Source organism: [Limnothrix rosea] IAM M-220 (genome assembly GCF_001904615.1).
Lineage (GTDB): Bacteria > Cyanobacteriota > Cyanobacteriia > Cyanobacteriales > MRBY01 > MRBY01.
Genome location: NZ_MRBY01000024.1, coordinates 29,456 through 55,534, shown reverse-complemented (window position 1 = coordinate 55,534; position 26,079 = coordinate 29,456). Strand labels below are relative to the sequence as shown.

The following is a 26,079-nucleotide window of genomic DNA, read 5'->3' as shown; positions in this document are numbered from 1 at the left end:
GACGCGGTGAATGGGAGAGCGAGAGATCGGGAGATGTTTCTATGCAAACAATCCTCGCTTTCAAAAAATGCAAATTTTCGCTGCTTCCCCGTGTCTTTCCCTCTCCGTATCTCCTTTTCTCTAAAGAATTTTGGCTACATGCTTATCCATAACTGACGTTACCTAGGCCACATCTCTTCAGATTAAAATCAAGTTGCAAAACTATCCCAGACAAAAAGAACTAAAATGCCCCCCGAAATTGGTCAAGCCGCCCCCAACTTTTCTCTCACCAATGCAAAAAGTGAAGTCAAAACCCTGAAAGATTTTGCAGGTCAATGGCTCATTCTCTATTTTTATCCCAAGGACAATACTCCCGGCTGTACAACAGAAGCCCTAGACTTTACAGCCCTAGAACCTGAATTTACCAAGCTCAATGCCACTATTGTCGGCGTTAGCCCAGATTCAGAAAAATCCCACCAACGCTTTATCGATAAAAAAGCATTAAATATCGAACTGCTGAGCGATCCAGAGCATCAAACCGCCAAAGACTACGGCATTTGGCAACTAAAAAAATTTATGGGTAAAGAATATATGGGGATTGTCCGTTCGACATTTTTGGTAAACCCTAACGGCGACATTGCCCACACTTGGATCAAAGTTCGCGTTAAAGAGCATGCACAGAAAGTTTTAGAACAGCTCCAGTCCCTCGCGACAGCATAATCGTCTCAGCTTGGACTTTTTATTTTTTATTATGCAAGAAAATTGAAATTCTCCTGAGGTGAGGCCTGCAATGGTGATCGGGCGATGGCATGACTGGGGCGATTTTGTTAGCTCAAAAACTTTGCTCAAAACAGTCAATATGGCAATGTTTGCCTATCTTTATTTTTTTGTTTTCTCTAGAAATTTAAGATTTAACCATGCACCAGAGCTAACACTTCATGAGCTGGCGATCGCCGTACAACAAAAAAGAAAAAAACTTTCAAAAAAAAAAGCTACGTACAGATACGGAGAAACTTACATTAACTTTATCCAAACAAGAACAGTACCTTAAAAAGTTCTTGAGATTTTTATTCCGGATGTCAACCTTATTCTTCGTAAAACGTAGCGAGAGTTATTATTAGACTAGAATTTCAGCAATGCGCCGCAAAGTCATGAGTAGTAACCTTCCGCACCCTCAGCGAATCCATTCCCAGCGAGAATTTGAAGATTCACTCAATACCCTGAGTCAATTATCCCAAAAGGATTTTTCACTGAATAACCAGAATATGAACTCTCGACCTATTTCTTGGGAAGAAGCCGCAGAAGATGTTGAATCTTTTCTCTCCCAACATGTCGCGACCCATGGGCTCGACCCGTATCAATCCGAATAATTCACCATAGAGATCACACCAATTAATGATCTCCTCTAGCCATCATTTAAGCGATCAGACATCATACTTGTTAGGCGAGAGAAATGATTAAGAGAATGTAAATGTAAATAAATTAGCTCCAACCAACCTAACTGCATAAATTCATACAATACTTCAGGAGTTAAAGACTTAAGCTTGTCGCGATTAATACCGAGAAAGCCTTGAAAAGGTTTTTGCACAACATTATTAATAGTTAAACTTGCTTGCATTCCTTCTAATAGATTAAGCTCCATAAGTTTTCTAGAAAAGGCTTCTGTGGCTAAGAAACTTGCTTGGTAATCCCGTAAAAACGCAACAACATTCTTAAGATACTGAGTTTGATTTTCTTCACTATCAAATAATCGCTCACCAGAACCATTCTGATTCCAGCCATCAAAAGATTCATCAATGCAAACCGTAAAGGTTTTTTGATCTTCACTAATGGAAAAAATAAACGGATAACGCCGTACAAAAGCAGGAATATAATCCGCTTGCCATTCCCCAGATTTAGTGACGAAAAAATTTTCGTGATCCTTAATGCCGGTAATAATTGATGGGTATAGGATAGACTCGGTTTTAACAAAAACAATCGGATAAATTAATGCAGCTGGAGAAAACTCAGTTCCTAGCAGAGGAAATGCATTAACATCCTTTGCGAATGAGAAGTTACTCGTATTTTGTAAACACCATTTTTTATGGCGCTCTACGGAAAGTGGAATTGTATTTTCATAGATGAGAAGCTGCTTTGTCATGATTTAGACCTCTATTTATTAAATATTGCTATTGGCATCTTACTCATTTTTTCATGTTGGTGAAAATCAAAGTTTCTTTGGAAAAAATGTACGGATTTTAAGATATGAATTGCTCTGTTGTTTCAAGGGTTATCGATGGTGATAGCTCAAGCGCAAAACGAAATTCCTCGACTTAATTATCTATGCATTGGTATTGCCAGATTATGAATTTAGTTATTTCTTTTTATGAATGTAAAATACAAAAATGTAACTGAAACTCATGGGCAATGGAGCGTTCTGCCGTAACGCCACCGTCTATGGCGCAGATTTTAAGCTGAAGTTCTTGTTTTAAGCCCATATAGGTTGACTGCTAAATATTGCCTCCTAAACTGAATGTTATTGCTCATGGGGCTGTATATGTCCGGCCATTTTTTAGCTAAAACATTTTTGGCTAAAGAAATCAGTTTATTTGTTTTGACAGAAAACAACTTGAAAATAAAAGTTTGGGAAATATTTCTTGATAATTTCGCAAGAATTTTGCCCATCATTGTTTCCTTAGAAAAGCCTTAAAAAATAGAAAGATTTATCTAAGAATTTAGCAAAGTTTTTGTAAAGGCAGTCCATTTTTTGTGAATTCTGAGCCTTTGGGAAACATTATGTGGACAGATCAAGACGTGTATTTTTGGACTATTTATGTATATGTATGATTTTTTGTATTGTCACATAGGAGTTGTGATCAATATCAACTTTTTAAAGGGTAGTCCGTACTAACTTTAAAAAGTCATTAGTGACATTTTAGGAATGTTAATTCCTATTCGTTAATTTTGTCGGTATGGGATTTTCATTATCCCAATTTACTAGACTCTTATTTCTTCATTTCTTTCTTCACCATGTCTTTTTCCACTAAAGCAACATTGTCTACTCAACAGAGATATAAAGGCCTCTCCCAAATTTTGTTGGCGATCGCCAGTCTTGGCCGACTAAATGTGAAAGGATCTTTGCTTTTGCTCGCAATCCTGGCTTCACCGACATTGGCGATCACCCAGTCCACCCCACCACCGGACCCTTCCTCCACTTCAACTATTGGTCAAGCCGTCACCAACCCGACCAATGGCACAACAACAACGGTTACAGGTTTGCGTCGTGATCCCGCTGGCGTACCAACAGCCGGAGATGTCGCTTGGGTTGACACCGCTGATGGTGACTCTTTCCTCGTTAAAACGGCAGGTGATCTTGTTTATGCTGAGGATGATGCATCGATCTTTTTCCGTGTCGTTAGTGTTAATTTAGCGGGTGAAGAGTTTGTTCTCGATGCGGATGCAGATCTATCTACAACCGATGATCGAATAGCATTTGATAACTTTGCAACGACGACAATATTCCCAGACACTACCGTAGAACCAACAATACAGCCCCCTCCCATCAACGAAGCCGGGGCAGATGGTATTACCAAAATTGAACAAGGAAACAATGGTGGCAACGGCCGTAATGGTGCTTTATTTGTCCCGCCGAGAAGTGGCGGTGATGGTAGCAATGGCCCCACAGTCAATTCAACTAATAACACTGACATTAATGCAACCAACAGAATTGGCATGGAAGTTGCCAGTATTGGTGGCGATGGTGGGGATGGGGGTGATTCCTTTGCCTCAGCTTTTTCGGGTCGTTCCGGCGGTGATGCAGGGGATGGTGGCGCAGTCAATGCCACTAGTAATGCTCAAGTTGCATCCACAGGAGATGATCAACACGGCATTTTTGCCTATAGCCGGAGTGGCGAAGCAGGGGATGGCGGCAGTGGCTTTTTAGCGCCGAGTGGTGGCAGTGGCGGTGTCGCGGGTAGCGGCGGCGATGTGACGGTTAACAATAATGATGCGGTTGCCACATCTGGGGACGGAGCTGTTGGTGTCTATGGTTTAAGTGCGAGTAATACGGGTGGTAATGGGGGATCTCAATTCGGCATTGTCGGCAAAAGTGGTGATGGTGGAGCGACAGGGGATGGCGGCGATATTGAGATTAATAATAATGCTGGCAGCTCCATTCAAACAACGGGCGATGATGCCCACGGTATTCTCGCCCAGAGTATCGGTGGTTCAGGCGGTAACTCTGGTACATCGGGTAATTTAATTGTTTCGTTGCAAGGTAGTGCCAACAATGGTGGTGATGGTGGTGATGTTGAGGTCACGAATAACGGTTTAATTGTTACCGAGGGTCGCAACGCGAAGGGGATTTTTGCCCAAAGTCTTGGTGGTGGTGGCGGTTCTGCTGGTGGTAATGGTGCGCTGGTGGCGATCGGTGGTGATGCGGCTGGTGGTGGCGATGCGGGCACTGTCACTGTTCGCAACCTCAATGAAGGGGACATTCGTACTGGAGATGATGGGAGTGGCGATTATGCGGATGGCATTTTGGCGCAGTCGATTGGCGGCAGCGGCGGGAGTACAGCGGGAGCGGGTGGTTTAGTTGCCCTTGGTGGTGATGGTGGTGTTGCGGGGGATGGCGATGTTGTCACTGTAGAAAATTTCGGCAGTATCTCAACGGATGGCTTTACGGCTCGCGGTATTGTCGCCCAGAGTATCGGCGGTGGCGGTGGTGACAGTGGTTCTTCTGGTGGTCTGGTTAGTATTGGCGGTAGTGGTGATGGTGGTGGTGATGGTGATGTGGCGATCGCCCGCAACTTTGGCAACATTGATACGGCGGGGGATTTTTCCCATGGCATTGTTGTGCAGAGTATCGGCGGTGGCGGTGGTAATGGCGCATCCACGAGCGGCTTAGTTTCCCTCGGTGGCAGTGGTAGTGGCGGCGGTACTGGGGATGATGTCACGGTTATTAATAGCGGCACGATTGAAACGGATGGGGATGACTCGCGTGGTATTTTGGCGCAATCGATCGGCGGCGGCGGCGGTAATGGTGGCAGTTCAGCTTCGACGAGTTTATTTGCGGGTGTCTCCATTGGTGGAACAGCAGGAAATGGTAACGTTGCTGGCGATGTCAATGTCACGCTGCAAGGTCAAGATGCCGATAATGCCTCTCTGATTCGGACAACCGGCGATCGCTCCACTGGTTTATTTGCCCAATCTGTCGGTGGCGGTGGTGGTAATGGCGGTGGTTCTATTCAGGCAACGGGTGGCATTGGCGGTGCTGTCTCTGTTTCTATTGGGGGTAGTGGCGGCACAGGCGGGAATGGCGGTGTCGTTAATCTCACCAAAGGTACGGGTTTAAGCATTGTTGAGACGACTGGCGCTGACTCCACTGGCATCATGCTCCAGAGTGTCGGTGGTGGTGGCGGGAACGGTGGCTATGCGGTCAGTTTGGCGGCTTCGGGAGGGCCTGCTTCGGCTTCTCTAGGGATTGCCGTTGGTGGTGATGGTGCTGCTGGTGGTGATGGTGGTCAGGTACAGGCAGGAACTTTCAACGGCTCTAATATGCTGACGAGTACGGGCTTTAATGGCAGTATTCTCACGACCGGCGATCGCTCGACTGGATTTTTAGCCCAATCTACTGGCGGCGGTGGTGGCAATGGTGGCGTAGCCGTCGCAATTACAGGTAGTGCTAGTGCTACCTTTGGGAGTGCTATTTCTGTGGGCGTTGGTGGTGCTGGCGGCGATGGCGGCGATGGCGGCACTGTGGCGGTTGGTATTGAAGGCAATATCACCACAGAAGGCGCTAGCTCTACAGGTTTTCTGGCTCAATCCGTTGGCGGTGGCGGCGGTAATGGTGGCGGTAGTGTCACAGTGGCTGGTTCTGGCGCGGGGCTTGCTTCGGCTTCCATTAATGTTGGCGTTGGCGGTGCTGGCGGTGATGGTGGCGACGGTGGTCAAGTGACAGCAGCCACTCGTTCAGGCACAATTTCGACTGGCGGCAGTGATGCCACAGGAATTTTAGTGCAGTCGGTCGGCGGTGGCGGCGGTAACGGTGGTTACTCCGTCGGTGTCGGCGGTTCCGGTGCAGGCGTTGCTTCTGGCGCAATTAATGTTGCAGTGGGCGGTTCCGGTGGCGGTGGCGGTATCGGTAATACCGTTAAAGCTGATTTAGAATCCAATGTCACCACTACTGGTGCAAATTCTGGCGGGATTCTGGCGCAATCTGTCGGTGGTGGCGGCGGTAATGGTGGTTTTACGTTTATTGCATCTGGTTCTGGGGCTGGAGTCGGGAGTGGGGCGATCGCCATCGGTGTGGGTGGTTCTGGCGGCGGCGGCGGTGAGGGTGGCGATGTTGATGCATCTTCGACGGGCGTAATCTCTACAATCGGTAATAGTTCTATCGGTTTCGCGGCTCAGAGTCTCGGCGGTGGCGGCGGTAATGGGGGCTTTAATATCACCCTGTCCGGTAGCGGTGCTGGTGTGGGTAGTGGCACGGTAAATGTCGGTGTTGGTGGTTCCGGCGGGTCTGGTGGGGATGCGGGTATTGTCCTTGCTTCCACGTCAGGTAATGTTACAACGGCAGGTGATGATTCTATCGGTGTGCTTGCCCAGAGCATCGGTGGCGGCGGTGGTAATGGTGGTTTTGTCGTTAGCGCAACAGGCTCCGGTGCTGGTGTTGGTAGTGGCGCTGTCAATATTGGTGTCGGTGGTTCTGGCGGTGCAGCAGGCGATGGTAATACTGTCGATTTAACGGTTACGAACGACGTAACAACTAGCGGTGATAATTCCCATGGCGTTGTCGCCCAAAGTATCGGCGGTGGCGGTGGTAACGGTGGTTTTAGTATTGCGCCGACGGGTTCTGGGGCTGGCGTGGGTAGCGGCTCTATTGGCGTAAGTCTTGGTGGTGATGGCTCTGGCGGTGGCGACGGTGAAGCGGCAACCAGCAATGTCACAGGCACAATCCAAACCTCAGGCAACAATTCCTATGGCGTTTTAACCCAATCCCTCGGTGGAGGCGGCGGTAATGGTGGCTTTAATGTGACGGTGACTGGCTCCGGTGCTGGTGTTGGTAGCGGCAGTATTTCCGTGGGTCTCGGTGGTAATGGTGGAAGCGGTGGTGATGGCGCAGAAGCTGACGCAACCTTTGACGGTTTTATTGCAACCACTGGCAACGACTCCTCTGGATTTGTGGCTCAGTCCCTCGGCGGTGGCGGCGGTAATGGTGGCTTTAGTATCACGGCGACGGGTTCTGGGGCAGGCGTTGGTAGTGGTTCCGTCGGTGTATCCGTTGGTGGTAATGGTTCCGCCGGCGGTGATGGTGGCGAAGTGGAGGCTGATTTTACAGGGGGTGTCAATACCTCTGGTGACCAATCAATGGGTATCGTTGCCCAGTCCATTGGCGGTAGTGGTGGTAATGGTGGTTTTACCATTTCAGCCACTGGCGATGGCGCAGGGGTCGGCAGTGGTGCAGTTTCTGTCGGTGTCGGTGGTGCTGGTGCTGGTGGCGGTGATGCTAGTGCTGTCACTCTCACTGTTCAAGAAAAAAATACATTGGCAAATACCTCGATTACCACTTCAGGAGATGAGGCGATCGCCATTCTTGCCCAGAGTGTTGGCGGTGGCGGCGGTAATGGTGGTTTTAGTGTGACTGCATCGGGTAGTGGTGCAGGTGTCGGTAGTGGCGGTGTTTCTGTCGGTGTTGGTGGCGGTGGTGGCACGGCAGGTACAGGTGGCAATGTGGATTTATCCTTTGCCAATGATGTTTTTACCGATGGCGAAAATTCCCACGGTGTTGTGGCTCAGTCCCTCGGTGGGGGCGGCGGTAATGGTGGCTTTGCTGTTTCGGTGACGGGCAGTGGCGCAGGTGTGGGCGCTGGCACCGTTAATGTAGGTGTTGGTGGTACGGGCGCTGGTGGCGGTCAGGCAGGCACAGTTGACCTTGAAGTCACCGACGACATCACAATTTTGACGCAGCAAAAAGGTTCCTACGGCATCCTCGCCCAATCTCTTGGTGGTGGCGGCGGTAACGGCGGCTTTAATGTGACAGCATCGGGTAGTGGTGCAGGTGTTGGAAGCGGTTCTATTGGCGTTGGGGTCGGTGGTTCCGGTGGTGGTGGCGGCAATGCCAGTGCAGTTACTGTTACGGCTGCAAATACTGTCACAGGTGGCTCAATTACGACCGAAGGTGACGAGTCCAACGGCTTTACAGCTCAGTCTATCGGCGGTGGCGGCGGTAATGGTGGCTTTAATGTTACTGCGGTTGGCTCTGGTGCTGGCGTTGGCAGTGGTGCGGTCAGTGTTGCCGTGGGTGGTTCTGGTGGTGGCGCTGGTAATGGCGGCGATGTTACTGCTGTCCTAGCACAGGCGATCGCCACAAAGGGAAATACCTCCTCTGGTTTCCTAGCCCAGTCCGTGGGCGGTGGCGGCGGTAATGGTGGCTTTACTGTCAATCTCGCTGGCTCTGGCGCAGGCACTGGCAGTGGCACAGTTAGTATCGGTGTGGGCGGCGGCGGCGGTAGCGCAGGCAATGGAAGTAGCGTTAACGGTACAGCGAGGGGCACGATTACCACAGAAGGTGTTGATGCCATTGGTTTTGCCGCCCAGTCCATCGGTGGTGGTGGCGGTAATGGTGGCTTTACTGTTGTTGTTAATGGCTCCGGTGCAGGCACAGGTAGCGGCACATTAAACGTGGGTGTGGGTGGTTCTGGTGGTGGCGGCGGAAATGCCTCAACAGTGACAGCCCTTGCAGAAGAGGATATTTCGACCCAAGGCGATGGTGCTCTCGGTTTTATCGCCCAATCCCTCGGCGGTGGCGGCGGTAATGGTGGTTTTAATGTTAGTGCTAGCGGCTCTGGTGCAGGGACTGGCAGTGGCGCAATTGGCATTAGTGTGGGTGGCTCCGGCGGTGGTGCTGGCAATGCGGATGATGTGACGGCTACAGCACAGGGCAAAATTACGACTTTAGGGGATGATGCCACAGCCTTTACCGCGCAATCCCTCGGTGGCGGTGGCGGTAATGGTGGTTTTAGTGTCAATATCACTGGCTCTGGCGCAGGGACGGGTAGTGGCGCAGTGGCAATCGGTGTCGGTGGTTCTGGTGGTGGCGGTGGTACATCCGGGGCTGTTGTTGCCGTAGCGAACGACGATATCAGTACAACCGGCGATCGCTCCCGGGGCTTTTTAGCCCAATCCCTTGGTGGGGGTGGTGGTAATGGCGGCTTTAATTTCACTGTTGTGGGTTCCGGCGCGGGTACAGGCTCCGGCGCAATCAATATTGGTTTGGGCGGTTCCGGTGGCGACGGTAACGATTCGGGCAGGGTGAATGCCACCATGGTCGGTGATATTACAACCATTGGTGAAGATGCCACTGGTTTTATGGCTCAATCTATCGGCGGCGGCGGCGGTAATGGCGCGTTTAATGTCAGCATTACTGGTTCTGCTGCAGGCAAAGGATCTGGCGCATTTAATCTGGGTCTCGGCGGTTCCGGCGGATCTGGTGGTAATGCCGCGGCAGTTACAGCAACAACCCAGTCCAATATCTCTACAACCGGCGATCGCTCCGGTGGTATTTTTGTACAATCCCTCGGCGGGGGTGGCGGCAATGGCGGCTTCAATATTTCCCTTGTCGGTTCCGGTGCAAAACAAGGCAGTGGTGTCGTCGGCATTGGTATCGGTGGTAGTGGTGCTGGAGCGGGTAATGCTGGTGACGCAACCTTATCAAGCTCTACGGGCAATATTCAGACCCAAGGCGACGAAGCAAAAGGCGTTGTTGTCCAGTCCATTGGCGGCGGCGGCGGTAATGGCGGCTTTAACATTAATGGTGCTGGTGGTGGAGCCAGTAGTAGTGGTAATGGCGGCGTTGTCGGTATTGGCATTGGCGGTTCCGGTGGTGCTGGCGGGAATGCGGGTAATGTTCTTGTTAATCAAGACGGGGCGATCGCCACAGCTGGAGAATTATCCGGTGGTTTGCTAGCCCAGTCCATTGGCGGCGGCGGCGGTAATGGTGGTTTTAATGTCAATGGTGTCATTGCCATTAATAGTTCCCCAATTCAAGTGGCTGTGGGGGGTTCCGGTGGTGGTGCTGGCGAAGCGGGTTCTGTTACTGTCAATCGCGGCACATTAACAAATCCAGCGGGCAACATTTTCACCAATGGCACTCAGTCCAACGGTATTGAAGCGTCGAGTATCGGTGGCGGCGGCGGTACTGCGGGTATTAATTTCAACGCGGGCTATGTTTACACAGAGCGCCCCGGTTTTGTCGGTCAATTCACTATTGGTGGCGCTGGCGGCAATGCTACCCAAGGCTCCACGGTGGAAGTCAATAACTTCAGTAATATCACGACCCAAGGCCAAAATAGCCACGGCATCCTTGCCCAAAGTATTGGTGGCGGCGGCGGTAATGCCAACGTGAATTACAATTCTACCCACGCTAATTTCAGCTTTCTCGATAGCTTTTTTGATAGTGGTGATTCTAGTCCTGCTGACTTTAACCCGGCCATTGGTTTCTCCCTTGGTGGACAGCCGGCTGACGGTGGCGATAGCGATACCGTTGATGTCGTCCATGTCGGCGATATTACAACCCTTGGCGATCGCTCCTTTGGGGTAATGGCGCAGTCTATTGGTGGGGGTGGCGGTAATGCTGACAATGGTTCTGATGCAACTTTCCTCAATCTTCAGGCTCCCATCACTGAAGACGATAGTGATTCTGTGTTTGAGCAGGACATTACAACCGTGATCTTGGATGTCGCAACGGGGCAAGATGGCACTTTAGAATCTGGCGGGGCGATCGCCATCCAGGTCGAAGTCGGTCGTAGGGGCGGCGATGGTGGTGATGCTGGGGATGTCACCCTGGATTCAACGGGAGTAATTACAACTAGCGGCAAAGGTTCTCACGGTCTGATTGCCCAATCTGTCGGTGGTGGCGGTGGTACAAGTACAACAACTTCTGTCTCTGGTTCCTTTACCCCAGATGCTGGCGGTGCGTCAGTGGAAGTGAGTGTCGGCTTAGAAGGTGGCGAAGGGGGATCAGCGGGGAATGTCACCGTTGATGCCGCAGATTCTGTCACAACTTTCGGCGAAGAAGCCCATGCAATTTTTGCTCAATCCGTTGGTGGTGGCGGTGGTCTTGGCGGTTACGACGAAGACTTCGGTGAAGTGTCCACGGGTGACATCACAGATGCGATTGATAACGCGACCTCAGATGGTAAGGACGTTAATACCAATATTCGCGTTGGCGGCACAGGTGGAGAAGGGGGTATTGGCGGCGATGTGACGGTGACTAGCTCCGCAACCATTGCGACCAATGCAGATCGCTCTGTGGGGATTTTGGCGCAATCTATTGGTGGCGGCGGCGGTAACGGCGGTACGGCTCGTACGGGTTATTCTTCCAGCGGCTCTAATATTAATGTCCTCGTCGGTGGTGAAGGGGGCGAAGGCATGAGCGGCGGCACGGTCAAAGTCGATAATAGTGGCTCTATTACGACTGATGGCGAAGTTGCCCACGGTATTTTTGCCCAAAGCCTTGGCGGTGGCGGCGGTAATGGCGCGATGGCTGTTGATGCCAATTTGATTAGTGGTAAAGGCTTTTTCAATCTATCCACAGTTGTGGGTGGTTCCGCAGGTGATGCGGGTGCTGGCGGCGTTGTTGAGGTAACGAATAGCGACATAATTTACACTCAACAAGATAAATCCGTTGGTATTTTTGCCCAGAGCCTTGGTGGTGGTGGCGGTAATGGTGGTACGGCGATCGCCGGAACCTTAGTCAGTATCGAACCAGCAGGCACAGAGAAAACCAATTTTGGTGTAACAGTTGGTGGCAACGGCGGTACAGGCGGCGTTGGTAACAACGTCACAGTCACCAACAGCGGCACAATTATGACTGAGGGTGAAGAATCCCACGGCATCCTCGCCCAATCCGTTGGTGGCGGCGGCGGTACTGGCGGCCTCAGTCTCAATTTAGATATTGCCCTGTCGAAAAATAACTCTTCCATGCAGGGTTTAAGCGGTACTTTTGCCATTGGGGGTCAGGGCGGTGATGGCAATACTGCAGGCGATGTCACGGTCAGCAATACTGGCTCCATCGTGGTGAATGGCGATAATGCCCACGGTATCTACGCCCAATCCGTCGGCGGAGGCGGAGGCGATGGCGGCTTTGCAGTGGCATTGTCCAGCACTCAACTCAAAAATTTCACCAATCCTTTATCTAGTGCCTCACTTCTAACCTTTGGTATGGGCGGCTTTAATGGTACGGGTGCTGATGGTGGTGATGTCACGATTAATCACACAGGTTCCATCATTTCCAATGGCGATAATTCCTACGGTGTTTTTGCCCAATCCGTCGGCGGTGGCGGTGGGAACTCTGCCTATTCTGTCTCTAGTCCGTTGTGGACAGCCCTTGATGCAGTAATCAAAACGATTTCTGGTAGTGGCTTTGAGATCACATCCGAAGAAGTTATTCCAACCGAGTCCTCTAGCGGTATGTCAGGCGAAGTAACGATTAACCGCACGGGCGACATCATGATGCTCGGCGCGAATAGTCAAGCGACCAATAACCAAGGTATTAATGGTGGCGGTGGTAATACTAATCTATTCCTCGACTTTAGCGATTTTGGTGATGAACCAATTTCTCCCACTGATGACGATGCATTGAATGCCGAAATTCAGGTGGGGTCTAATGATGCTGAAAATGCGACAGCGAATCTGATGACTGTTGTGCAGAAAGGCAACATGGTCACAATGGCTGAAAACAGTGCTGGTTCTAGAACCCAGTCCATCGGTGGTGGTGGCGGTAATGTTAATCAAGATATCGTTGTTGACCAAAGCACCGACCTAAATTTAACAGCCGTTTTAGGGGCGATTAATACCAACAATTCTGGTGGTGGCAGCGTCGAGGAAACCCGTGAAGGCGACATCTTTACCCAAGGGGATTATTCGGCAGGTTCTTCTACTCAATCGATTGGTGGCGGCGGCGGCTATCTGCGTCTCGGTATTCTGCAAAATGACGGTGGTTCCGGCATTGCTGATGGTGATCAACTAGCAAAAATCACTCTCGGTTCCGACCCCAGTTTTAATAATGATGGCAATACGGTACTGCAAACTCTGGCTGGCTCTATTCGTACGGGTGGAGACATGTCACCCGGTCTCGAGGTGCAATCAATTGGTGCGGGCGGCGGCATTGCTAAGGTTTCTGGGGCAGATTCCGTTGAAGCGGTGATGGGTGCTCAGGATGACTCCACTGGTGATGGTAAAGATGTCACGGTTGTGAATACTGGCAATCTTGAAACAGATGGTTTGTTGTCCCACGCGGCGGTGGTGCAATCAATTGGTGGGGGCGGTGGTTTCGTCCTCACAGGTCTCGATAAAAGTTTAGTAACCGTTACGCCTAGTGCCGCTAATGGTGGTGACGGCGGCAATATCGATTTTGAGCAAATTGGGAATATTTCTGTTGGCGGCGATCGCTCCTTTGGTTTATTTGTCCAGAGTCTCGGTGGTGGCGGCGGTCTTGTGGATGATTTCTACGCTGATTCGGCTGGGGGTTTAGGTGCATCCGGCAAAGTTGATGTGGTGCTTGATGGCGACCTGACGGCTACGGGCGAAGAAAATGTTGGGCTCTATGCCCAATCCCGCAGTGCCCAAAGTACCCAAGGCGATATCGACATTACCCTCACTGACGACAAAACTATCTGGGTGAATGACAGTGGCATCGGCGTAAAAATTTCTGGCGGTGCGGAGAATAGCTTTACCAATGAAGGAGGCTATGTCATTGCTGCTTCGGAAGGCGACCCCAGCATGTCCGAACTGGGCATGATCACGATGTCGACACCGGATGGTTATACGGTGGTGGGCGAGGAAGGGAATGAAGTTGTCACGAATCAAGCGACGGGCGTTTTCTACGGCAATATGAACCTCGGCGGTGGTAATAATACGTTGCTGAATGAGCTAGGAGGAACCATTTTTGCGGGTACAGAAATGTTTATCGGTGAGGATGGCAATAGCGTCTTTAGCAATGCAGGTACAATTTCGCCGGGGAACCAATCGGTTTATGTAACCGAGATTTCAGGTAATTATATTCAAACAAAAACCGCTGATTTTGATCTAACCCTCGACTTTACGGATGATTCCCTCGATCGCCTTAATATCACGGAAGATGCCTCCCTCGAAGGTGATCTGAATGTTTTAAACACAGGCATCGGAAGGATTAAACCCGGTCAGCGCACTTTGATTTTTGCGGCAACGGAAGGCAGTATCACCAAGGAAACTTTGAATTTGGTCGTACCTGATTCGGCGATCGCCACTTTTGCGATTGACTCGACGGATAAAATTGCCTTCCTTGATATCGATGTTGATTTTCAGGGTTTTGGGGCACTAAACCGCAATCAAACTGCTTTTGGCGATTATCTCAATCGGGTGCAATTGGCAGGTAGTGATCCTAGTCTTGCACCGCTGATTGAAGGGATTTTTGCGCTGGCAGAACCCCTCGATTTAAGAACACCCTATGACAGTTTGTCGCCAGAAATTTATGGCTCGATTCACACAAATTTCCAGTTAACTTCGCAGCAACTACGGGATGACCTATTCACCTGTAAAGCGAGTGGCGACCAGCGAATCCTTAAAGAAGGAGAATGTCTCTGGCTCGATATCGCGGCTCTCGGTAATAACGGCGATCGCACTTCTGAATACTTTGATTTTGAGACTTCGGTTTCTGCAATTTCTGGTGGCGCACAGCTGGATCTCGGTGAGCAATGGTATTTAGCTTTAGCGGCGGGAGCGAGCGTCTATGAAACGAGTTCTGCTGTTCAGCCTGCCATGATGAACGGTTCTTCCAATCAGGCAGGTTTAGCTGTCAAAAAATCCTTTGGTAATACGGATATTGGTTTAGGAGTTGTGGGTGGTTCTGGGGAATTCGATGCGGAACGATTCAACCTTTTCCCCACCGGCGATCGCGTTACCAGTGAACAAGATGCATCCTTCTTTGGCTCATGGTTACGGATTTCCCACGATATTGATGCAGGTGGCGGCTGGTATGTACGACCCATGCTCGACTTTGGCTCCACTCGCGTGAAGTACAACGGCTTTGAGGAAACTGGTGCAGGCGCTTTAAACCTAATCGTCGACGACAGCAGCCAAGCCTATGTCACCCTCAACCCAGCCATTGAATTTGGTGGCGAATTTAAAGATGAAAATCTCACCATCCGCCCGACCATTTATCTGGGTTACACCCACTACCTCACTGATCCAAATCCTTCTACTTCTGCACGCCTAGCTGGTGCACCCCAAGGTGTTGATTCCTTTGAAGTAACTAGTCTCGGCGATCGCAGTAAATTTGATGCGGCGGCAAATGTCGAATTATTGTTCCTCAATGGTTTATCGATGAAGTTGGGGTATTGGGGACAGTTCTCCCGCAACACCACCGTCCACGGCGCAGACTTTAAGATGAAATTCTCCTTCTAATCTGCTGTTTACCCTTGCTTGCCTTTGCCGAAAAACTTTGGCGGTTCAGCAAGGGTATAAACCTCCGTATGGGTGGCGATCGCCTGCCGTACAAAAAGACTTGTTTGCAACATTCCAAGCAGGGTTTGCCCATCGATAAATTTCAATCCACCATGGGTTTGCTCGGCGAGGAGCTGATCCACATCTGCCGGATTAGGCATGGTATCGAGGTCAGTATCGCGACATAATGCAAAGCCCCAAGGCGCACCATAGGTCGAGACAAAAGAGCTGTAGGACGTAACGTTTTCAAATACTGTTTTGAGCGTATTGACCAAACGGCAATGTAATTTCACTTCCGCCGGAGCCGTGGGGCCTGCCTGCACCACCACGAGACCGCCGGGCGCTAAAACACTTTTGAGTTGTGCGAAATATTCTTTGGTGAACAATTTAAAGGAAGGCCCTTCCTCAATTGGGTCGGACAAGTCAGAAATAATGATGTCCCACTTTTCCGTGGTGGTATCCAAAATCTCAAAAGCATCTTCAATGCGCAGATCAAGACGTGGATCGTCAAAAGCCCCCTGATGCATCTCCGGTAAAAACTCTTTACAAGCGTCAACCACTTCACCGTCAATATCCACCATCATCACTTTTTCGACCGACTTCCAGCGCAAAATTTCCCGCACCGTTGCTCCTTCGCCGCCCCCAAGCACTAGAACTTTTTTTGGGTTGCCGTGGGCGATCGCCGCCGGTTGCACAAGGGGTTCATGATACAAAAACTCATCACCCGTACAAGACTGCCACTTGCCATCAAGAATTAAAGCTTTACCGTAAGCACCCGTTTCGGCGATCGCCATTTCTTGGAATGGAGTTTGCTTATAGACCAATAACTTTGTGATGCCATGACTATAAATATCCCACGGCGTAATGTACTCATTGACCCAATAATCAGCCTTAACTTCACTACCAGCCATAACACCTATCCCAACTCAACCACTCAAAATTAACGGCTACCAGTATGGCAGATTTTAAGAAAAGGATTTAAAACATTTGCATTGGCACATGGCGTAAAAAATCAGACCCAACTTCCAGCACCTAGACCATTACCAAAATTTGGTCGACCCACACTTGATATAAATCGACAAACTCATCACAAACCCCACTATCAGCAACCCAATTATTCAGACATAAAATACTTTAATCCCCGTACCGAGAACTTGCACTTGTGTCCAACAGGATTCTAAAATGGTATGTCTTATAATATGACTAAACTTTTATACCAAAGTCTTACGTCAGTATTTATTTTAATTTCTTACAAACTTACTGCCCAAAGGAGGATACTGTATGACCCAAGTGGTTGTCGGACAAAACGAAAACATCGAATCCGCATTACGTCGGTTTAAGCGTCAGGTTTCCAAAGCTGGTATTTTTGCTGATATCAAGCGTCGCCGTCACTTTGAGACTCCCATCGAGAAACGTAAGCGCAAGGCTGTAGCGCGTCGCAAGAAGCGTTTCCGTTAAACAGAATTTTTTTAGATTGGTTTTGCCAGCGATGCTCATAGCCAACGTTAAAGAAAAATCATAAATTAAAAGCAGGAAAGTTAATCTAGCTTCCCTGCTTTTTTATGTCCTAATCCTTTATGTCGTTAATCTCGAAAAATGTTGCACAAATACCTAATAAAGCAAAAATGAGATGTTATCCAAAACTCGAAAAGAGCAACCGAATAAACATCTCACATTTACTTTGTTCCTTGGAACGGAGAGAGAGGGATTCGAACCCTCGTTAGAGTTACCCCTAAACAGCATTTCCAGTGCTGCGCCTTCAACCGCTCGGCCATCTCTCCAGATGGGGCACGGTTAAAGATTATACAATACCCACTGAAAAAGACAAGTTTTTATTGGATTTATGTCTAAAACTCACCAAATAACCGTCAATTATCGCCAAATCGATAAAACTGAAACCTTTACTGTCCCTGAAGACGAATACATTTTACGGAGTATCGAGAAACAAGGTTTTGAGATTCCCTTTTCGTGCCGTAATGGTGCCTGTACGACTTGTGCTGTGCGCGTCAAATCTGGGAACCTTGAGCAAAAATATGCCATGGGGTTATCGCCAGAGTTACAGAGACAGGGTTATGCCTTGCTCTGTGTGAGTCATGCGAAAAGTGATCTTGTGGTGGAAACTCAAGATGAAGATGAAGTGTATGAGCTGCAATTTGGACGCAATTTTGGCAAGGGTAAAACTCGTTTTGGTTTTCCCATTGAGGATGACTAACGTTTGCTAATGCAATTTGTGGGGACGGCGGCGATCGCCCTATCTTTATCCAATTGATGATTTTTCCTTATCTTTGATCACCCAACATGACTTACCCCCCAAGCAAACAACGCCAGACCTATCTCGATATTGCGACCGAAGCCGCATTAAACGCTGGAGCTAAGCTCAACTATTACTATGGCAATCTTCAGCAGGTGCGCGAAAAAGCAACACCGGGTGATCTGATCACCGAAGCAGATACCGCCTCCGAAAACATCATTATTGAACTCCTACAACGACATTGCCCTGAGCTGCCCATTCACGCCGAAGAGTCCGGGCAAATTTCTGGCTCTAGTGAAAGCCCGTTTCTTTGGATGATTGATCCCCTCGATGGAACGGTGAACTATGCCCATGGCTACCCGATGTTCTCGGTCTCGATCGCCCTTTTATACAATGAGCAGCCAATTGTTGGTGTTGTGTACAATCCCTACCGCAACGAATTATTTCGGGCGGCAGAAGGCCTCGGTGCCACATTGAATCGCCAACCCATTCACGTTTCTACGACGGAAACATTAAAAGATAGCTTGCTAGTCACAGGTTTTGCCTACGATCGCCGCCAAACAAAAGACAATAACTACATCGAGTTTTGCTGTTTGACCCATCAAACCCAAGGCGTGCGCCGCGGCGGCTCAGCGGCTCTAGACCTGACCGATGTGGCCTGTGGCAGACTAGATGGTTACTGGGAACGAGGTATCCAGCCATGGGATATGTCAGCGGGAATCTGCATTTTGCGGGAGGCCGGTGGTTTTGTGACGGCCTATGATGAAAGTCCCTTGAAGATTCATAGTGGTCGATTACTGGCCACAAATCATAAAATTCATAGTCAGCTTAGCGAGGCACTAAAGTCAGCAAAAGACTGGTTTATCGACTATTACAAGAGCTAAACTACTGTGAGACCCGATGATTTTTTCCTTACTAAATCCGTCATAATTTAAACTATTGAGCCGAGACTTCTGAGATATGTCATTTGTAATCCGCCAAGGACTCTTTTTACTAGATATTGCTGATCACTATGCTGTTCTCGGTTTACCAGTGGATGCAGGATCAAAGACAGTTCGTAAAGCGTATCTCAAGATTGCTCAGCGCTTACACCCTGACACCTGTAAAGCAAAGGACAGTGTGGAAAAGCAGTTAGCCAGTGAGCTGTTATCTAAATTAGTTAATCCCGCCTACGAACAACTGGCAAAACCGGCCTCTTGGTCGGAGTTTCAGGTCATTCTGAAGCAGCTTTCTAAGCAATTACGCAACAATAACAATGAGTTAAAGCTGCAGTCGGCGATCGCCCAAGATTTACTCAAAAATGTCGATAACCTAGAAGTGGACTACCACAACAAAGTTACCGAACTGGCCAAGTCCAATTACAGCGACATGACAACAGTCCTCAAAAATATCGGCACCCTTAGTGAATTAAACCTAGTCTTTCTAAAAAACACAATTCAAGAAAGTACAGGCTTGCTTAGTAATAGCACCTCCCCCGGACGGACAACCCAGAGCAGCGCGAGAACGACCAGTAGTAGCAGTCGCTCCAAATCCATAAAACCACCCGGCATACAAGTCACCACAAATGCTCCACAAGCTCCAGAAAAAAGCACCACATCCTCTTCCCTAGAAGCCGCTATCTGGCGGGGAGAGCAACATCTTAAAAAGAAAAACTATGCTAAAGCCACCCTCGAATTTCGCGATGCTATTAAACTTGATCCCAACTCCGTCAAAGCCCACGCTCTAATGGGAATATCCTATTTACAACAAAACCAGTTGGCCATGGCGAAGGTGCACATTAAAAAAGCCTATATGGCAAAACCCAGTGATCCCTTTGCGCGCAAAGCAAAACAGCTCCTAGAAAAAGCGATGGGTAGCGCCCTAGAGACCCAAACAGGCAAGAAAAAATCGAACAATAGCAAAAAAGGCGGTCTATTCGGCGGTTTGTTTGGCGGGAAAAAGAAGTAGAATAGGCGACGGCAAAACTGAGAAACAACTTTTATGATTCATCAACCCCCCGCAGGTGCGAGGGATCTCCTTCCGCTTGAGGTCGCCCAAAAGGCTTGGATAAACGACAACTTACAGAGCGTGTTTCAGCGATGGGGATATCAGCGTATCGTCACCTCTACTTTGGAATGGCTTGATACTTTGACGGCGGGAGGTGCCATTGATGGTTCGAAGGTCATTCAAATTCAGACTTCAGAAAGTCAATCGTTGGGTTTACGTCCGGAGTTAACGGCTTCCATTGCCCGTGCGGCGGTCACGAGAATGGCCGAAAATACTTTTCCCCAGCGGCTTTGCTATCGAGCCAATGTGTTTCGCCATCCGCCCGGTGGTACCCATGGCAAGCAAATGGAATTTTATCAAGCAGGGGTGGAGTTACTGTTTGCGAGTGGTCTTGTTGCTGATGCGGAAATTCTTTTGCTGCTTAGTGATTCGTTGAATGAGTTGGGTCTCCGGGATTGGCAATTAATTCTGGGGGAAGCGGCTCTTGGGCGATCGCTACTCCAGCCATTCCCTGAAAATATTCGAGAAGCTGTACGCCACTGTATTGCCAATTTGGATCGCGTAGGATTGCAAAATCTAGATCTTAGCGATGCACTCCAGATCTATGCCCTTGAGATTTTTGAACTGCGGGGTGAGCCACTGACTGTGTTGGAACGGGTAAGTCAATTTGAGCTGACGGCAGAGGCACAGGAGATTGTCGCAAATTTAAAAGCACTATTTGATCTGCTAATCGGTAGTGCATCGCAGCCGTTGCCCATTGTGCTTGATTTGACTCTCATTCAAACATTTGACTACTACACAGGTATTGTTTTCGAAGCGGTTAGTTTTGTTAACAATCAATCGCGGGTGTTGGGGCAAGGTGGACGCTATGACAAACTTCTAGGTCTATATCATCCCCAAAAGGAGAACTATCCTGGTATTGGTTTTTGCCTTAACCTCGAAGAGCTGCATACTTGTTTGTTGCAAAGTCCTCAACTGCCAAACAAGCTTAATGGTAATGCTTGGCTTGTGATTGCTAAAGCCTCAGAGATTCAACAGCAAGCGTTCCAATATGCTCAAAAACTACGTCAACAGGATGAGAATGTGCGGGTTGAGATTGAGCTCGGTGGGCGATCGCCGCATGAAATACGTGAATACGCTAACCGCAGCCATATTTCTAATCTTGTCTGGATTGACACTGACAGCGAAACAATTGAAACCCTTTAGCCCTTTAGGATTGGCGTACATGTGAGCCATGACCCAACGTTGAGTGACTGTTGTATTCATCCCCCATCACCAAAACTATTGATATCTGATATCTGACCACTGTTCCCTGATACCTGAAAATATGATTACCATTGCCATCCCCAAAGGCGGACTGCTCCCCGAGGCGATCGCCCTCCTACAGAACGTTGGCCTAGACTTTAGTGATTTCCTAGATAAAAAAAATCGTCAACTGCAAATCACCGATCCCACAGGTACAGCCAAAGCTTTGCTCGTGAGAACCCACGACGTACCAGTTTATGTCGAATATGGGCAGGCACAACTCGGCTTTGCAGGCTATGATGTTCTAAGAGAGAAAAAACCGGAAGTTGCAAATTTACTTGATCTTAAATTTGGTGGCTGTCGTCTTTCTGTCGCTGTCCCCCAATCAAGTCCCTACAAAAATCCCCGCCAACTACCGCCCAATTGCCGCGTTGCTTCAAAATTTGTTAATTGCGCCAAAGACTATTTCCGCGAATTAGACTTGCCCATCGAAGTGATTCCCCTCCATGGCTCAGTTGAGCTCGGACCGATTACTGGCATGTCCGAGGCGATCGTCGACCTCGTTTCAACAGGCAATACACTCCGTGAAAATAACCTAGAAGAAATTGAAATTTTATTCCAAAGCACCGTGCGCCTCATCGCCCATCCCATCAGCTACCGCGCAAATCGATACGACATCGCGACCCTCGTCAAAAAAATTGAAAAAAACCTTTGATTTTTTGCACGAACGGTAACAAGGTTTGCTGACAAAACCGAAAAAACTTTTAGCACCAGCTCAAAATCCATTACAATAAGTTAAGAAATTGTTTGCGGATATTGACCTCGACACCATCTTTTATTAAAGACTGCATGACCACAAAACCTTCAATTGCTATTTCCCACCTCGGTTGCGAAAAGAACCGAATCGATTCAGAGCACATGATCGGGCTTTTAGTTGAGGCCGGCTACCATGTCGACGCAAATGAGGAGTTAGCCGATTACGTCATTGTAAATACTTGCAGTTTTATTGAAGATGCGCGCGCTGAATCTGTCCGCACTTTGGTAGAACTTGCCGAAGCAGAAAAAAAGATTGTCATTTCTGGCTGTATGGCACAGCATTTTCAGGAGCAACTTTTAGAAGAATTGCCAGAAGCTGTGGCTCTTGTCGGCACTGGTGATTATCACAAAATTGTTGATGTCATTGAACGGGCTGAGCAGGGCGAAATTGTTAAAGAGGTTTCTGAAGAGCTCACTTACATTGCTGACGAAACTGTACCGCGTTATCGCACCACCAATGAAGCCGTTGCCTATCTACGGGTAGCGGAGGGCTGTGATTACCGTTGTGCCTTTTGCATTATTCCTCACCTCCGGGGAGACCAGCGCTCCCGACCTATTGAGTCTATTGTTGCAGAGGCAAAGCAGCTCGCTGCCCAAGGTGTACAGGAAATTATTTTAATTTCTCAAATCACAACTAATTACGGTAAAGATATTTACGGCAAACCTCAACTGGCAGAGCTTCTCAGAGCCTTAGGTGATGTCGATATTCCTTGGATTCGTATCCATTATGCTTATCCCACGGGTCTAACGCCTGAGGTGATTGAAGCGATGCGAGATACCCCAAATGTTATTCCTTATCTGGATCTACCGCTACAGCATTCCCATCCAGATATCCTTCGGGCGATGAATCGTCCTTGGCAGGGGCGAGTCAATGACGAGATCATTGAAAACCTCAAAGCTGCCTTGCCCGATGCAATTTTGCGCACCACCTTTATTGTGGGTTTCCCTGGCGAAACTGAGGAGCATTTCCAGCACCTCGTTGACTTTGTGAAACGCCATGAGTTTGATCATGTGGGTGTGTTTACTTTCTCTCCTGAGGAAGGAACACCTGCTATTGATCTTCCTAATCAACTACCGCAATCTGTCAAAGACACCCGTCGGGATGCTCTGATGGAAATTCAACAACCGATTGCAGCCCGTCGCAATGAAAAATGTGTCGGACAAACGGTGGATGTGCTGATCGAACAGGAAAATCCGGCCACTGGTGAACTGATCGGGCGATCGCCCCGATTTGCGCCAGATGTCGATGGACTTGTCTATGTCAAAGGAGAAGCCTCCCTTGGTAGCCTTGTCCCTGTTCAAATTACCGCTGCGGATATTTACGACCTCTACGGCACGATCGTCGACGCGTAACTAGACCGTTTAGCCACAGCCCCCGGCATTGTCCAGACTGCTTAGAAGCATCCAATCGGTTTAATCAAAAGAACCCAGTTTGGGAAAAAGGGTTGGGGGAGAGATTGATTAATACAAATCTCACAATATATCTTTGTCGCACCTAGGCGAAGACCCATCCATAAACTCTATAACTTTTTTATGACCACTACTTTTCAAAATATCGGCCTTTCTGAAGCTCGCGCTGACCTCCTCCAAAGCATTGGTTTTGAGCAGCCTACAGAAATCCAAACAAAAGCAATTCCCGCCATCCTCGAAGGCAGAGACGTTGTTGGTCTCTCCCAGACTGGTACTGGTAAAACTGCGGCCTATGCTTTGCCTTTCCTCGAAAAAATTGATCTCCAAGAGAAAGCTGTACAGGGTTTGATCTTGACACCAACCCGTGAGTTGGCAATGCAAGTCACCCAAGCGCTTAAGCAGTTTGCTGTGGACCGTCGTCTGTGGGTTTTGACTGTCTGTGGTGGTCAATCTATGGAGCGCCAAATTCGTAGTCTCCAAAAGGGTGTCCATGTGGTTGTGGGTACTCCCGGTCGCGTGATCGATTTATTAGATCGTGGCAAGTTATCTTTTGAAGATCTCCGCTGGTCTGTACTGGATGAAGCGGATGAAATGCTAAGCATGGGCTTCATTGATGATGTCAAGAAAATTTTGCGTCAATCTCCTAATTCTCGCCAGACGGCTTGTTTTTCGGCGACGATGCCTCCTGCCATTCGTGATCTCGTCAAGAATTTCTTGACTGAGCCTGTGAGCATCACGATTAAGCAGCCGCAGGTTACGCCTGACCGTATTAAGCAGGAAGTCTATATGATTCCCCGCGGTTGGTCGAAGACTAAGGCTTTACTGCCTATTCTTGAGATGGCAAATCCTGAGTCGGCAATTATTTTTGTGCGGACAAAACGTACGGCTTCTGAGCTAACTAATGATTTGCTTGCGGCGGGTCAAAGTGTTGATGAATATCATGGTGATTTGAGTCAGGCTCAACGGGAAAAGCTCGTTCGCCGCTTTAAGGAGGGTCGCATTAAGATGATTGTGGCGACGGATATTGCGGCACGGGGTCTTGATGTGGCGAATCTTAGCCATGTGGTCAATTTTGATCTACCGGACAATACTGAAAGTTATATTCACCGTATTGGTCGTACTGGTCGTGCTGGTAAAACGGGTACGGCGATCGCCCTTGTCGATCCCAGTGATCGTCGCTTGTTGCGTCAGATTGAGCGTCGCGTGAAGCAATCTTTAGAGCCTAGCAAGATTCCTAGTCGTTCTGAGGTGGAAGCAAATCGCATTAGCCGCCTCGAAACTCAGGTGCGCGAAGCCCTTGCTGGTGAGCGGATGGCTTCTTTCCTTCCCATTGTGAAGCGTTTGGGTGATGAGTATGATCCCCAGGCGATCGCCGCAGCTGTGTTACAGATGACCTACGACCAGCACACTCCTGACTGGATGACTGAAGATTGGGATGTTCCTGAAGTGGGCAAAGGTGGCTTACCTAAGCCTGTTAAAGGTGGTGGCGGTGGCCGTCGTAGTGGCGGTGGCTATAAAGGCAAAGGTGGTGGCTATAAGGGCAAAGCTGATGGCGGTGGTTACCGTGGCGATCGCCGTGGTGGCCGTCGTTCCTACAGCTCTAACCGTGGCTAATTGATCGACTGAAAATTTTAGGTTTTAATCACTTTTAACCATTAAAAAATCCCCTGCTAATTAGTTTTAGTGGGGGAATTTTTTGCCAGAAAACAAAGAGGCGATCGCCGTCAAAGTCTAAACATCCATCCCTAGGGAACGAGGCGTACAAACTTCTTTTTGCCAACACGTAACACCCTATCCAGCAATTGATCTGGAGATTCAAACTTAGTATTTACATCAGTCATGCGCTCATCATCGAGGCGCACTGCACCACCCTTAATTTGGCGGCGACCATCACCACTACTAGAACAGAGACCACTTGCCCCAAGAATATAAAAAAGAGGCGAGGGAAATTCGATTTCAGCAAGGGAAAATTCGGGAATATTGGCCGCTGCAACATTTTGAACAGCCTTTTCGGCATCATCGGCAGCCCCTTCACCATGAAACTGAGTGACTATTTCCCGAGCTAAAAGCTTTTGTTGGGCGCGGGGATTTTCCGGCAGAGTGTCGAGATCAATTTTCGTGAGTAACTCAAAGTAATCCTTCAACAAAGTATCAGGGGTATTTTGCAGCTTTTGGTACATGGTGTGGTGATTGTCTTTTAAGCCCACATAATTATTCAAGCTTTTGGACATTTTTTCTTTGCCATCTGTACCAATCAAAATCGGTAACAGTAATCCAAACTGAGGCTTTTTCCCAAAGTGGCGTAATAGATCGCGACCGACGGCGACATTGAATTTTTGGTCTGTGCCGCCCAGCTCCACATCAGCTTCTACGGCCACAGAGTCGTAGCCCTGCATCAATGGGTACAAAAATTCGTGGATATAAATCGGATTTTCGCTGTCGTATCGTTTAGCAAATCCTTCCTTAGCTAGCATCTGCTGCACTGTCATAGTAGCGAGCAATTCTTGAATTTTGGCAAGGTCAAGCTCCTTTAACCATTCAGAGTTGTAGCGAATTTCCAGCCGTCCGGGGGTGTCAAAATCTAAAATTGGGCGCAGCTGATCAAGGTATGTCTGAGCGTTTTCTTGGACTTGCTCGGCTGTGAGTTGTTTGCGCACATCAGATTTTCCGGTGGGGTCACCAATTTGAGCGGTAAAGTCCCCAATAATCACCACGGCGGTATGGCCTGCATCCTGAAAATCTCGGAGTTTCCGAAAGGGAATGCTATGGCCTAGGTGCAAATCTGAACCTGTGGGGTCAATGCCGAGTTTGACGCGCAATGGTCTGTCGATCTCATTAAGCGCCTTTGCGAGATTATCGTCATCATTATCGGGAAAAATTTCGCTAGTGCCACGGGCGAGCCATGCGGGATTTGCAGACATATTTTCAGG

14 protein-coding genes and 1 tRNA gene are annotated in these 26,079 nt (G+C 48.8%); 11 read left to right on the top strand and 4 right to left on the bottom strand.

The annotated features are described in order from the left end of the window. Positions 1–225 precede the first annotated feature (225 nt). The gene (gene bcp / locus NIES208_RS10940) at positions 226–699 is read left to right on the top strand and encodes a thioredoxin-dependent thiol peroxidase (protein WP_075892654.1); all 474 of its coding nucleotides are present in this window, start codon (positions 226–228) and stop codon (positions 697–699) included. Positions 700–1,130: 431 nt separating this feature from the next. Then, complete coding sequence (locus tag NIES208_RS10930) at positions 1,131–1,349, top strand: hypothetical protein (RefSeq protein WP_139325039.1); 219 nt, start codon at positions 1,131–1,133, stop codon at positions 1,347–1,349. 35 nt (positions 1,350–1,384) lie between these two features. Here NIES208_RS10930 and NIES208_RS10925 read toward each other — a convergent pair whose 3' ends face one another. Then, positions 1,385–2,119, bottom strand: a complete 735-nt coding sequence (locus tag NIES208_RS10925; RefSeq protein WP_075892648.1) for a SapC family protein — start codon at positions 2,117–2,119, stop codon at positions 1,385–1,387. An 869-nt stretch (positions 2,120–2,988) separates the two neighbouring features. On the opposite strand from NIES208_RS10925, the gene NIES208_RS10915 reads away from it, so the two are divergent. Beyond that, positions 2,989–15,402 carry an autotransporter outer membrane beta-barrel domain-containing protein gene (locus NIES208_RS10915; protein ID WP_139325038.1) on the top strand — a complete coding sequence of 4,138 codons (12,414 nt, stop codon included), beginning with the start codon at positions 2,989–2,991 and terminating at the stop codon, positions 15,400–15,402. Positions 15,403–15,410: 8 nt separating this feature from the next. On the opposite strand, the gene NIES208_RS10910 is transcribed toward NIES208_RS10915, so the two are convergent. Further along, positions 15,411–16,352 (bottom strand): spermine/spermidine synthase domain-containing protein, encoded by a 942-nt coding sequence (locus tag NIES208_RS10910; protein ID WP_075892642.1) that lies wholly within the window; start codon positions 16,350–16,352, stop codon positions 15,411–15,413. 370 nt (positions 16,353–16,722) lie between these two features. Between NIES208_RS10910 and rpsU the strand changes: the two genes are divergently transcribed. Next, positions 16,723–16,899, top strand: a complete 177-nt coding sequence (gene rpsU / locus NIES208_RS10905; protein ID WP_012307353.1) for a 30S ribosomal protein S21 — start codon at positions 16,723–16,725, stop codon at positions 16,897–16,899. A gap of 236 nt (positions 16,900–17,135) precedes the next feature. Here rpsU and NIES208_RS10900 read toward each other — a convergent pair. Next, positions 17,136–17,222: transfer RNA gene (locus tag NIES208_RS10900), tRNA-Ser, on the bottom strand. 62 nt (positions 17,223–17,284) lie between these two features. On the opposite strand from NIES208_RS10900, the gene NIES208_RS10895 reads away from it, so the two are divergent. From NIES208_RS10895 to NIES208_RS10865, 7 genes are all read left to right on the top strand, one after another. After that, positions 17,285–17,653, top strand: coding sequence for a 2Fe-2S iron-sulfur cluster-binding protein (locus tag NIES208_RS10895; protein WP_075892640.1), 369 nt, complete (start codon positions 17,285–17,287; stop codon positions 17,651–17,653). Positions 17,654–17,739: 86 nt separating this feature from the next. Next, the gene (locus NIES208_RS10890; RefSeq protein WP_075892638.1) at positions 17,740–18,576 is read left to right on the top strand and encodes an inositol monophosphatase family protein; all 837 of its coding nucleotides are present in this window, start codon (positions 17,740–17,742) and stop codon (positions 18,574–18,576) included. Positions 18,577–18,652: 76 nt separating this feature from the next. Beyond that, on the top strand, positions 18,653–19,639 hold the full coding sequence (locus NIES208_RS10885; protein WP_075892636.1) for a J domain-containing protein: 987 nt from the start codon (positions 18,653–18,655) through the stop codon (positions 19,637–19,639). A 33-nt stretch (positions 19,640–19,672) separates the two neighbouring features. After that, a complete protein-coding gene (locus tag NIES208_RS10880; protein ID WP_075892634.1) occupies positions 19,673–20,884 on the top strand; it encodes an ATP phosphoribosyltransferase regulatory subunit in 1,212 nt (403 codons plus the stop codon). A 121-nt stretch (positions 20,885–21,005) separates the two neighbouring features. Then, complete coding sequence (gene hisG / locus NIES208_RS10875) at positions 21,006–21,638, top strand: ATP phosphoribosyltransferase (protein WP_075892632.1); 633 nt, start codon at positions 21,006–21,008, stop codon at positions 21,636–21,638. Between the two features lie 134 nt (positions 21,639–21,772). Then, entirely contained in the window at positions 21,773–23,092 is a 1,320-nt protein-coding gene (gene rimO / locus NIES208_RS10870; RefSeq protein WP_075892630.1) for a 30S ribosomal protein S12 methylthiotransferase RimO, read from the top strand. Positions 23,093–23,272: 180 nt separating this feature from the next. Beyond that, positions 23,273–24,763, top strand: a complete 1,491-nt coding sequence (locus NIES208_RS10865; protein ID WP_075892628.1) for a DEAD/DEAH box helicase — start codon at positions 23,273–23,275, stop codon at positions 24,761–24,763. Positions 24,764–24,894: 131 nt separating this feature from the next. Here NIES208_RS10865 and tyrS read toward each other — a convergent pair whose 3' ends face one another. Next, positions 24,895–26,070, bottom strand: coding sequence for a tyrosine--tRNA ligase (gene tyrS, locus NIES208_RS10860; protein WP_075892626.1), 1,176 nt, complete (start codon positions 26,068–26,070; stop codon positions 24,895–24,897). Positions 26,071–26,079: the final 9 nt, after the last annotated feature.

What these genes read in the sequence shown, in the direction of transcription:
- bcp (WP_075892654.1), top strand. Translation starts at nt 226, where the DNA reads ATGCCCCCCGAAATTGGTCAAGCCGCCCCCAACTTTTCTCTCACCAAT.
- NIES208_RS10930 (WP_139325039.1), top strand. Translation starts at nt 1,131, where the DNA reads ATGAGTAGTAACCTTCCGCACCCTCAGCGAATCCATTCCCAGCGAGAA.
- NIES208_RS10925 (WP_075892648.1), bottom strand. Translation starts at nt 2,119, where the DNA reads ATGACAAAGCAGCTTCTCATCTATGAAAATACAATTCCACTTTCCGTA.
- NIES208_RS10915 (WP_139325038.1), top strand. Translation starts at nt 2,989, where the DNA reads ATGTCTTTTTCCACTAAAGCAACATTGTCTACTCAACAGAGATATAAA.
- NIES208_RS10910 (WP_075892642.1), bottom strand. Translation starts at nt 16,352, where the DNA reads ATGGCTGGTAGTGAAGTTAAGGCTGATTATTGGGTCAATGAGTACATT.
- rpsU (WP_012307353.1), top strand. Translation starts at nt 16,723, where the DNA reads ATGACCCAAGTGGTTGTCGGACAAAACGAAAACATCGAATCCGCATTA.
- NIES208_RS10895 (WP_075892640.1), top strand. Translation starts at nt 17,285, where the DNA reads ATGTCTAAAACTCACCAAATAACCGTCAATTATCGCCAAATCGATAAA.
- NIES208_RS10890 (WP_075892638.1), top strand. Translation starts at nt 17,740, where the DNA reads ATGACTTACCCCCCAAGCAAACAACGCCAGACCTATCTCGATATTGCG.
- NIES208_RS10885 (WP_075892636.1), top strand. Translation starts at nt 18,653, where the DNA reads ATGTCATTTGTAATCCGCCAAGGACTCTTTTTACTAGATATTGCTGAT.
- NIES208_RS10880 (WP_075892634.1), top strand. Translation starts at nt 19,673, where the DNA reads ATGATTCATCAACCCCCCGCAGGTGCGAGGGATCTCCTTCCGCTTGAG.
- hisG (WP_075892632.1), top strand. Translation starts at nt 21,006, where the DNA reads ATGATTACCATTGCCATCCCCAAAGGCGGACTGCTCCCCGAGGCGATC.
- rimO (WP_075892630.1), top strand. Translation starts at nt 21,773, where the DNA reads ATGACCACAAAACCTTCAATTGCTATTTCCCACCTCGGTTGCGAAAAG.
- NIES208_RS10865 (WP_075892628.1), top strand. Translation starts at nt 23,273, where the DNA reads ATGACCACTACTTTTCAAAATATCGGCCTTTCTGAAGCTCGCGCTGAC.
- tyrS (WP_075892626.1), bottom strand. Translation starts at nt 26,070, where the DNA reads ATGTCTGCAAATCCCGCATGGCTCGCCCGTGGCACTAGCGAAATTTTT.